The organism is Streptomyces sp. NPDC054841 (assembly GCF_053611045.1).
On record NZ_JBSGZO010000324.1, the window covers coordinates 1 to 9,872 of the forward strand.

8 protein-coding genes are annotated in these 9,872 nt (G+C 70.3%); 3 read left to right on the plus strand and 5 right to left on the minus strand.

Translation table 11 applies throughout. The features are described 5' to 3' along the window. Positions 1-34: 34 nt before the first annotated feature. The 5 genes from ACWGI8_RS31435 to ACWGI8_RS31455 form a co-directional block, all read right to left on the minus strand. A complete protein-coding gene (locus ACWGI8_RS31435; protein WP_453666081.1) occupies positions 35-3,199 on the minus strand; it encodes an efflux RND transporter permease subunit in 3,165 nt (1,054 codons plus the stop codon). A gap of 149 nt (positions 3,200-3,348) precedes the next feature. After that, positions 3,349-4,035, minus strand: coding sequence for a response regulator (locus ACWGI8_RS31440; RefSeq protein ID WP_453666083.1), 687 nt, complete (start codon positions 4,033-4,035; stop codon positions 3,349-3,351). After that, the gene (locus ACWGI8_RS31445; RefSeq protein ID WP_453666085.1) at positions 4,032-5,294 is read right to left on the minus strand and encodes a sensor histidine kinase; all 1,263 of its coding nucleotides are present in this window, start codon (positions 5,292-5,294) and stop codon (positions 4,032-4,034) included. The genes ACWGI8_RS31440 and ACWGI8_RS31445 overlap by 4 nt, the downstream gene beginning before the upstream one ends. A 260-nt stretch (positions 5,295-5,554) precedes the next feature. Then, positions 5,555-5,833 carry a PspA-associated protein PspAA gene (pspAA, locus tag ACWGI8_RS31450; protein ID WP_453666087.1) on the minus strand — a complete coding sequence of 93 codons (279 nt, stop codon included), beginning with the start codon at positions 5,831-5,833 and terminating at the stop codon, positions 5,555-5,557. A gap of 12 nt (positions 5,834-5,845) precedes the next feature. Beyond that, positions 5,846-6,622, minus strand: a complete 777-nt coding sequence (locus tag ACWGI8_RS31455; RefSeq protein ID WP_453666088.1) for a PspA/IM30 family protein — start codon at positions 6,620-6,622, stop codon at positions 5,846-5,848. 379 nt (positions 6,623-7,001) lie between these two features. Between ACWGI8_RS31455 and ACWGI8_RS31460 the strand changes: the two genes are divergently transcribed. From ACWGI8_RS31460 to ACWGI8_RS31470, 3 genes are all read left to right on the plus strand, one after another. Continuing rightward, positions 7,002-7,598 (plus strand): DUF3043 domain-containing protein, encoded by a 597-nt coding sequence (locus ACWGI8_RS31460; RefSeq protein WP_453666090.1) that lies wholly within the window; start codon positions 7,002-7,004, stop codon positions 7,596-7,598. A gap of 50 nt (positions 7,599-7,648) precedes the next feature. After that, positions 7,649-8,392 carry a class I SAM-dependent methyltransferase gene (locus ACWGI8_RS31465; protein ID WP_453666094.1) on the plus strand — a complete coding sequence of 248 codons (744 nt, stop codon included), beginning with the start codon at positions 7,649-7,651 and terminating at the stop codon, positions 8,390-8,392. A 271-nt stretch (positions 8,393-8,663) separates the two neighbouring features. Next, the gene (locus ACWGI8_RS31470; RefSeq protein ID WP_453666092.1) at positions 8,664-9,749 is read left to right on the plus strand and encodes a S1C family serine protease; all 1,086 of its coding nucleotides are present in this window, start codon (positions 8,664-8,666) and stop codon (positions 9,747-9,749) included. The last annotated feature ends 123 nt before the right edge of the window (positions 9,750-9,872 follow it).

Below are 9,872 nucleotides of genomic sequence, written 5' to 3' on the forward strand. Positions count from 1 at the left end.
CAGGTGATCGGTACCGGGCGGCGCGCCGGAGGCGTTACGCGTTGACCGGCTGGGGGTCGGGGTCGTCCGACGGCGCGGGGGCCGACGGGGTGGCCCCCGCCTTCTTCGCCCGCTTCGCCGCCTTCTTCTTCGCGCGACGCTCCTTGCGGAGTTCGATCATCGCGTAGAGCGTCGGGACCAGCAGAAGCGTGAGCAGGGTCGAGCTGAACAGACCGCCGATCACCACGATCGCCAGCGGCTGGCCGATGAAGCCGCCCTCGCCGGTGACGCCCGCCGCCATCGGCAGCAGCGCGAAGATCGTCGCCAGAGCCGTCATCAGGATCGGGCGCAGACGGTGGCGGCCGCCCTCGATGACCGCCTCGACCACGCCCAGGCCCTGGGCCCGGTACTGGTTGATGAGGTCGATCAGCACGATCGCGTTGGTGACCACGATGCCGATCAGCATCAGCATGCCGATCATCGAGGGGACACCCAGCGGCGTGCCGGTGGCCACCAGCAGACCGATCGCGCCCGTCGCGGCGAAGGGAATGGAGACGAGCAGGATGAGCGGCTGGACCAGCGACTTGAACGTGGCGACGAGCAGCATGAAGACGATCGCGATCGCCGCGAGCATCGCCAGGCCCAGCGAGCCGAAGGCCTCCGACTGATCCTGCCCGACGCCGCCGATCGACGCGGTCGCACCCTCGGGCAGGTCCAGCGCATTGATCTTCGACTGCAGCGCCGAGCTCACCGCGCCGGTGTTGTCGCTGGTCGGCTTCGCCGAGATCGTCGCGGCGCGCGCGCCGTCGATCCGGGTCATCGTGACCGGACCGGGCACCAGCTTCACGTCGGCGATGTCGCCGAGCTTCACCGGTCCCAGAGGCAGCTTCTTCAGCTCGGCCATCGTCTTCGCCGGCTTGGCCGAGGTGATGACGACATCGCGCTCGGAGTCGCCGAGGATCGCCTTGGCCGCCGGCGTACCGCGCACCGCCTGGGCGACGGCGAGGCCGAGCGTGGTGTCGTTGAAGCCCGCCTCCGCCGCCTTCGCGTTGCCCTTGACGGAGATCCGCGGCACGGACTGGGACAGGTCGCTCTGGACGTCGGTGACGTCGTCGAGCTTCGCGACCTCGTCCCGCACCTGCTCGGACGCCGTGCGCAGGGTGTCCGCGTCGGCGGCCTTCACCACGACGCTGAGGTCCTGGTTGCCGAAGCCGTCGCCCGCCGCGATCGTCGTGTCGCCGATGCCGTCGAGCTTGCCCAGCTCCTCGTCGATGTGGTCGCGCACCTTCTCGTACGACGCCGAGTCCTTGAGGGTCAGCTGGTACGAGGCCTGGTTGGCGCCGGTGCCGCCGCCGAAGGCCGCCATGAAGCCGGAGGAGCCGACGGTGACCTGGTAGTCCTTGATCTCGTCGATCCCGTCGAGGACCTTCTCGATCTTCTTCGCGGAGGCGTCGGCCGCTTCCAGGCTGGTGCCCGGCTTCAGCTCCTGCTTGACGGACATGACCTCCTGCTCGCCCTGGTCGAAGAAGTTCGTCTTCAGGAGCGGGGCCATGCCGAAGGTGCCGAAGAGCACGACGATCGCGAGCACGATGCTGGTGATACGGCGGCGGGTCGCGAAGCGCAGCACCGGGACGTACATCCGCTGCAGCCGACTGCGTGCTTCCTTCTCCTCCGCCTTGCGGCGCGCCTCGTCCGGGTCGATGCCCCGTACGGCCTTGGGGGCGCGCAGGAACCAGTACGACAGGACGGGGACGACCGTGAGGGAGACGAGGAGCGAGGCCAGCAGCGCCGCGGTGATCGTCAGCGAGAACGAGCCGAACAGCTCGCCGACCATGCCGCCGACGAGACCGATCGGCAGGAAGACGGCGACGGTGGTCAGCGTCGAGGAGGTGACGGCGCCCGCCACTTCGCGTACGGCGTTGAGGATCGCGGCCTGGCGCTCCTCGCCGTAGCCGAGGTGTCGCTTGATGTTCTCCAGGACCACGATCGAGTCGTCGACCACCCGGCCGATCGCGATGGTCAGCGCGCCGAGCGTCAGCATGTTGAGCGACAGGTCGCGGGTCCACAGCACGATCAGCGCGAGCACGACGGACAGCGGGATGGAGACCGCGGTGACGAGCGTGGAGCGCATCGAGGCCAGGAAGACCAGGATGACGATGACGGCGAAGAGCAGACCGAGCGCGCCCTCCGTCGTCAGGCCGGAGATCGACTTGGAGACGGCCGGGCCCTGGTCGGAGACGACGGACAGCTCGGCGCCGGAGCCGAGGTCCTTGCGGAGCTCGGGCAGCTTCTCCTTGACCGCGTCGGAGATGGCGACGGCGCTGCCGTCCTTGTCCATCGTGGCCATGACGGCGAGGCTGGGCTTGCCGTTCGTGCGGGTGATGGAGACGCGCTGCGACTCCTCCTGCTTCACGGTGGCGATGTCGCCGAGGCGGACGGGCTTGCCGCTCTCGCCCTCCGGCCGGCCCGCCTGCTGCTGGGGCGCGATCCGCAGGTCCTCGATCTGCTTCAGCGAGGTGAAGCCGCCGCCGACCTGGACGGTGCGGCTGTTGCCCGCCTCGGAGAAGGAGCCCGCGGGGATCGTCGCGCCGCCCGCCTTGAGCGCCTCGGACAGGGCCATGGTGTTCAGCCCGGCCGCGGCGAGCTTCTTGTCGTCCGGGGTGACGGAGACCTGGAGGTCCTGGACGCCGTCGACGGTGACCTGGCCGACGCCCTCGATGTCCTCGAGGGCCGGGACGACGGTCCGCTCCAGCTGGTCGGCGAGGGCCTGCTGGTCCTTGTCGGCGCTGACGGCGAGGACGACGGTCGGGATGTCGTCGGTGGAGCCGGCGACCACCTGCGGGTCGACGTCGTCGGGGAGCTGGACGCGGGCGCGGTTGACGGCCTGCTGGACGTCGGCGACGAGCTGCTTGGTGCCCTCGTCCCCGTAGTCGAACGTGGCCATGATCACGGCGTTGCCCTCGCTTGCCGTGGAGGTGACGCCCTTGATGCCGTCGACGGCCTTGATGGTGTTCTCGAGCGGTTCGACGACCTGCTTCTCGACCACATCGGGGGACGCACCCTGGTAGGGGGCCAGCACCGACACCATCGGCAGTTCGATGGAGGGCAGCAGCTGCTGCTTGAGCTGCGGGATGGCGATCGCTCCGAAGACGATCGCGACGATCGACATCAGCCCTATCAGGGCCCTTTGCGCGAGGCTGAATCTGGACAGCCAGGACATGGGGTCTCTCTTCTGTGGCTTACGCAGGAGGAGGGCAGGGTCAGATGCCCCATCTATACGATCGGCCATTCGAGAGGGCGGATCCCTAGGCCCCAGGTCCCGATCCTTATCCCCCGCATACCGCGCCTGGAGTACGCCGGGGTGGAGACTCACTCCACCCTTGGACGTACCAGGCCCGATTCGTACGCAATAACAACCAATTGAGCACGGTCCCGGGCGCCGAGCTTCGCCATCGCCCGGTTCACATGGGTCTTGACGGTGAGCGGGCTGACCTCCAGCCGCTCCGCGATCTCGTCATTGGAGTGCCCGCCGGCGACGAGGACGAGCACCTCGCGCTCGCGGACGGTGAGGGCGGCGAGCCGTTCCGAGTACGCCTCCGACTCCTGGCCGCTCTCCGAACTGCCGCCCTGGGCGAGGAACTTGGCGATGAGACCCTTGGTCGCGACGGGCGAGAGCAGCGCCTCACCGGCCGCAGCGATACGGATGGCGTTGAGCAGTTCGTCCGGTTCCGCCCCCTTGCCGAGGAAGCCGGACGCCCCGGCGCGCAGCGACTGCACGACGTACTCGTCCACCTCGAAGGTGGTGAGCATCACGACGCGCACGGCGGCGAGCCCGGGGTCGGCGCTGATCATCCGGGTGGCGGCGAGTCCGTCCGTACCGGGCATGCGGATGTCCATGAGGACGACGTCCGCCTGTGTCGAGCGGGCCAGCTCCACGGCCTCCGCGCCGTCGGCCGCCTCCCCCACGACCTCCATGTCCGGCTCGGAGTTCACCAGCACCTTGAACGCGCTGCGCAGCAGTGCCTGGTCATCGGCGAGCAGCACCCTGATCGTCATGTCTCCCCCTCCGCGTGGGCGTTGACCGGCAGTATCGCCTGCACACGGAAGCCGCCTCCGTAGCGGGGGCCCGCGGTGAGTGTGCCGCCGAGCGCCGTGACACGTTCGCGCATGCCTATGAGCCCGTGGCCGCCGTTGCCGATACCGCTGCCCGTGCTTCCGGGGGTGTCCTTGCTTCCGGGGGTGTCCGGCACGCCGCTGTCGAGGACCGTGACCTCCACCCGCCGGCCCACGCGTACGACGCTCACCTCGGCCTTGGCATCGTCGCCCGCGTGCTTCTGCACATTGGTCAGCGCCTCCTGGATGATCCGGTACGCCGCGAGGTCGACGGCGGCGGGGAGCTCGGTGCCGTGATCGGTGCGAGCCAGCTCGACCGGCAGCCCGGCATTGCGGAAGGTGTTCAGCAGCTCGTCGACCACGGCGAGGCCGGGGGCCGGCTCGGTGGGCGCCTCCGGGTCACCGGACTGCCGCAGCAGACCGACGGTGGCGCGCAGCTCGTTCAGCGCCGAGCGGCTCGCCTCGCGTACGTGGGCGAGCGCCTCCTTGGCCTGGTCGGGGCGCTTGTCCATGACGTGGGCGGCGACTCCGGCCTGCACATTGACGAGGGCGATGTGATGGGCGACCACGTCGTGAAGGTCGCGGGCGATCCGCAGCCGCTCCTCGGCGACCCGGCGGCGGGCCTCCTCGTCCCGGGTCCGCTCGGCCCGTTCGGCGCGCTCCCGGATGGCGTCGATGAACGCGCGCCGGCTGCGCACGGCATCACCCGCGGCGGCCGCCATTCCGGTCCAGGCGAACACTGCGAGGTTCTCCTGGCTGTACCAGGGAGCCGAACCGAAGAGCATCGCGGACCCGGTCAGCACGGTCATCATCAGCAGGCCGAGCCGCCAGGTGGTGGGGCGGTCGGTGCGGGACGCGACCGTGTAGAGGGCGATCACGGCGGACATCACGACGGGTGCGGGCGGATCACCCGTGACGAGCTCCACGACGGACACCGACCCGGTGACGGCCAGCACGACCATCGGCCGGCTCCGCCGGAACACCAGGGTGCCCGCCGCGAACAGCATCAGCAGCACACTGCGCGGCTCGGGGGTACGGGTGCCGAAGGTCGGTCCGTGCGGCCCGTGCGGTTCGGCGAACGACGCGATGACCATGCAGACGAGTACGGCGGACGCGATGGCGGCGTCCAGCGCGAGCGGATGCGCGCGCAGCCAGTCACGGGTCCGCGCGAGCCTGGTGCTGCCGGTCAGAGGTGCGGTCACGACAAGCAACGGTACGGGGTGCACGACCGGGGGCTGCGCCCCCGGACCGCCGGTATGCCCTTCCGGCGGGCCCGAGGGCCTGTCCGGTACCGCCGGGTGAGCCGGAGCGTCCGTCCTCGAACTCGCCGTGCGCCCCGCGGCGTGCAGGACCGCCGGACGGGCTTGATGTGCGCGCCCGGTACCGAGCCTGCGACGGCCCGCGGCCGGAGGGTGTCCGGGCGCGGGCCGTGGTGCGGGTGCTGGGTGCTGGGGTCCGGGCGTCAGCCCGGGATGAGGCCGTCGTCGCTGAGCATCTCCCGGACCTCGTCGAGCGACGCGTCCGGGGAGGGCAGGATCAGCTCGGACGGCTCCAGGGCGTCGTCCGCAAGCGGTGCGCCGAACCGGCGGACCGCGTCGAGCAGGGCGCAGAGGGTACGGCGGAAGCCGTCCTTGTCACCCGACTCCATCTCGGCGAGCAGCTCGTCGTCCAGCTTGTTCAGCTCGACGAAATGGCTGTCCGCCACGGTCCACTGGCCCTCCCCCATGATCCGTACGATCATGACGCGCCGTCCCTACTGCTTGTCGAACTTGTGCTGGGTCTGAGCCTGGTCCTGCGCCGAGCCGTTGCCGCCCTCGATGGCCTGCTGCGGGGTGCTGCCGCCCGCCAGCTCGGCCTTCATGCGCTGCAGCTCGAGCTCGACGTCCGTGCCGCCGGAGATCCGGTCCAGCTCGGCCGCGATGTCGTCCTTCGCCATCCCGGTCGGGTCGTCCAGGGCACCGGAGGCGAGCAGTTCGTCGATCGCGCCGGCGCGGGCCTGGAGCTGCGCCGTCTTGTCCTCGGCGCGCTGGATCGCCAGGCCGACGTCGCCCATCTCCTCGGAGATGCCCGAGAAGGCCTCACCGATCCGGGTCTGCGCCTGCGCCGCCGTGTACGTGGCCTTGATGGTCTCCTTCTTCGTACGGAAGGCGTCGACCTTGGCCTGCAGCCGCTGGGCGGCGAGCGTGAGCTTCTCCTCCTCGCCCTGCAGCGTCTGGTGCTGCGTCTCCAGGTCGGTGACCTGCTGCTGGAGCGCGGCGCGGCGGGACAGCGCCTCACGCGCCAGGTCCTCGCGGCCGAGCGCCAGCGCCTTGCGGCCCTGGTCCTCCAGCTTCGAGGACTGACCCTGGAGCTGGTTCAGCTGCAGCTCCAGCCGCTTGCGGGAGGTCGCCACATCGGCGACGCCACGGCGCACCTTCTGCAGCAGCTCCAACTGCTTCTGATACGAATAATCGAGGGTCTCGCGCGGATCCTCGGCCCGGTCAAGGGCCTTGTTTGCCTTCGCGCGGAAGATCATCCCCATACGCTTCATGACACCGCTCATGGGCTTCGCGCGCCCCCTTCTGACGGACGTGGCTCCAGCTACTCCAGAACCCACAGTACGGGCCCTGCATCCATTACCGCACTGTTCGAGCGCGGATGCGCTCATCCCCAAGAACGACCTGTCCACGGCTCGGATCCGGCGCAAGGAGTAGGTGACCTTCAGGGGAAATCGTCGACTGTCCCGGTCTGCGTCTGTTCTGAGTCTGTTCTGGGTCTGTTCTGGTCTGTTCTGCGACCTGTTCTGTGCCTGTTCGGCGTCTGTTCTTCCGCTGCTCTGCCTGCTTCTGCCCCGTACAGACGCTCGCCGTTGCCGGATCGTTCCCCCGGGGGCTGGGGTCCCTGCGCGGCACCCCGTACCCTTGGGTTTTGTGTTCCGTAGCCGTTCCAACGCAGAGAAGGCCCCCACCGGCAAGGTGACGGCGGACCTTTCCAAGCAGCCCCGCGATCCCGAGGCCCCCAAGGGCCGCCCGACCCCGAAGCGGAGTGAGGCCCAGACCCAGCGCCGTCGTGCGCAGACAGCTCCGGCCGACCGCAAGGAGGGCATGCGTCGCCAGCGCGAGGCACGCCGAGCCGACCTGGCCAAGCAGCGCGAGGCGCTGGCCGGCGGCGACGAGCGCTATCTCCCGGCCCGTGACAAGGGTCCGGTGCGCCGTTTCGTGCGCGACTTCGTCGACTCGCGCTTCTGCATCGCGGAGTTCTTCCTGCCGCTCGCCGTGGTGATCCTGGTGCTCACCATGATCCGCGTGCCCCAGCTGCAGAACATCGCCCTGCTGCTGTGGCTCGGTGTCATCGTGATGATCGTCATCGACTCGATCGGCATCTGGCTGCGCCTGAAGAAGCAGCTGAACGAGCGGTTCCCGAACGAGCCGAAGCGCGGCGCCGTGGCCTACGGCCTGATGCGCACGCTCCAGATGCGCCGGCTGCGGCTGCCCAAGCCCCAGGTCAAGCGCGGAGAGCGGCCCTGAGCGCGGACGTCTCCGGTTTCGGTGGCGGCGCGGCGGCCTGGCTCAAGGGCCTGGGCGGGCTGCGCAACACCGTCCGACAGGAGCTCGTCGCGCGCCAGCTCGACGAGCAGATAGCAGGACGTTTCCCGGTCGGGCAGCGGTTGCGGATCCTCGACGTCGGCATGGGTCAGGGGACCCAGGCGCTGCGTCTGGCGCGGGCCGGGCACTCGGTGACCGGTCTGGAGTCCGACGCCGAGATGCTGAAGGTGGCCCGCGAGACGCTGGCGACCGAGCCCGAGGGCATCCGCGAGCGCTTCCGGATGATCGAGGGCGACGGCCTGGACACCGGGGTGCACTTCCTGCCCGGTTCGTTCGATGTGGTGCTGTGCCACGGCGTGCTGATGTACGTCGAGGAGCGCGACGCGATGCTCGCGGGCCTGGCGCGGATGCTGGCGCCCGGCGGCCTGCTGTCCCTGCTCGTACGGAACGCGGACGCGCTGGCCATGCGGCCCGGTCTCGCCGGTGACTGGCAGACGGCGCTGACCGCCTTCGACACGGACGCGTACACCAACCGGCTCGGGCTCCCGGTCCGCGCCGACCGCCTCGCGGCGCTCACGGCGACCCTCGCGGGGATCGCGGCGCCGCTGCACGCGTGGTACGGCGTACGGGCCTTCACGGACGGCGTCGCGAACGAGGCGGAGCTGCCGTCGGCCGAGGAGCTGGAGCGGCTGCTGGCGGCGGAGGACCGGGCGGGGCGGACGGATCCGTACCGGTCGGTCGCGGCGCTGCTGCACTTGTGCGGGGTGCGGGGCTAGGTCGTGTCTCAAGAGTCCCGTCTGCCCCGCGGGCGGACGACGCTGCTTTGAACACATTCCCTGTGGCCCGTCCAGTGGATCGAGCCCAGCAAGATCCGCCAGACGGGCCATAGGACCTGTCCCGGCGACCTGGGCCCGTACTCGTCCGGCGCGACCTTCACCCGTTCGGGTCGGCCCCAAGGGCCTGCGTCGTTCCCGGCGCCATGACGCGTCACCCTGATCGGGGGTTCATAACAGGCCGCGAGACTGCCCCGAAAGGGACACTCCGACCATGGACGGATCCCTTTGCCGCACTCGCGCGGGCCCGCTCATGGCCTGGCTGGCCGTGATCTGTGCGGTCGCTGCGGCAGGCGGATGTTCCGGTGGCCGCCCGCCCGCGGAGCCCGAGGCCACGACTCAGGCCGCGGCCCCGGCCGTCAGGCCCCCCAACACCGAGAGGGACCTCGAGTCCGCCTACCGGACCGTGATCAAGAACGTGCTGCCGTCGGTCGTCCAGATCGAGTCCGGCGACGGCCTGGCCTCCGGGATCGTCTACGACGCCAAGGGGCACATCGTCACCAACGCCCATGTGGTCGGCGGCGAGAAGGACTTCAAGGTCACCGTCGCCACCGGCAAGCAGGCCGTCGCCGCCGGACTGGTCGGCACGTATCCGGAGCAGGACCTGGCCGTCATCAAACTGGACAGCCTCCCGGCGCGGCTGGTGCCCGCGAAGTTCGGCGACTCGGCCGCGGTCGAGGTGGGCCATATCGTGCTGGCGATGGGTTCCCCGCTCGGCCTCTCCAGCAGCGTCACCCAGGGCATCGTCTCCGGAGTCGGCCGTACGGTGAGCGAGAGCGAGCAGGGCGACGGCACCGGCGCCACGATCGGCAACATGGTGCAGACTTCCGCCGCGATCAACCCCGGCAACAGCGGGGGCGCGCTGGTCAATCTGGACAGCGAGGTGATCGGGATCCCGACCCTGGCCGCGACCGACCCGGCCCTGGGGGGCGGTGCGGCGCCGGGGATCGGCTTCGCCATCCCGGCCTCGCTGGTGCGCACGGTCGCCGACCAGATCATCGAGCACGGCAGGGTCACCGACTCGGGGCGGTCCGCGCTCGACATCACGGGCCGGACCGTCCTCACCGACGACTACCGGCCGACGGGTGTCGCCGTGGTCGAGGTGACGAAGGGCGGCGCCGCGGACCGGGCGGGCATCAGATCGGGCGACATCATCGTCAGGATCGGCGATGACGAGATCACGACGATCACCTCGCTGGCGGGGGCGCTGGCGCCCAGGAGGCCGGGCGAGAAAGTGACGGTGACGTACGAGCGCGCGGGGAAGCGAGCGACTGCCGAGGTCACGCTCGGAGAGATCTGAGGACGGACGGGCGCGACGGGCGCGACGGGCGGAGAGGGGACGGGCGCGCGCACGGGACGGTGTCCGGCGCCCTCGGGCGGTGCAGCGGACCGAGCCGGCCGCTGACGGTGCAGCGGACAGAAC